General features: G+C 39.7%; 1 pseudogene. It reads left to right on the top strand.

Going from position 1 to position 413, the window contains the following annotated elements:
* Positions 1-413: pseudogene (locus G3A46_RS14080) on the top strand (gliding motility-associated C-terminal domain-containing protein); the annotation flags it as partial.

The following is a 413-nucleotide window of genomic DNA, read 5'->3' as shown; positions in this document are numbered from 1 at the left end:
ACAACCCAACAGTTGTAACTATCTGTACTGATGCAAGCATTGCACTTATCAAAACTTCAGATGTTGAAGTAGATCCAACCACAGGATGTTCAACACTAGAGGTAGGTGATATCATTACTTATAGCTTCTCTGTTAAGAATACTGGAAACGTTACCCTAACCGATGTTATGGTAAGTGATTTAATAGGTGGTGTTACCGTATCAGGAGGTCCAATCACATTGGAGCCAGGTCAAGAGGACACTACTACATTTACAGCAAGCTATACCATCACACAAGCTGATATAGATAATGGAACATTTACAAATTCTGCAGAAGTAGTTGGTACAACACCAGCAGGTGCAGAAGTAACCGACATCTCTAACAATGATGGTTATGTAGGAGACAACCCAACAGTTATCGAACTTTGTCAAAAC

Origin of the sequence: Aequorivita sp. KMM 9714 (assembly GCF_011065475.1) — a bacterium.
GTDB classification, from domain to species: Bacteria; Bacteroidota; Bacteroidia; order Flavobacteriales; family Flavobacteriaceae; genus Aequorivita; species Aequorivita sinensis.
This window is presented reverse-complemented; position numbering and strand designations above follow the sequence as displayed.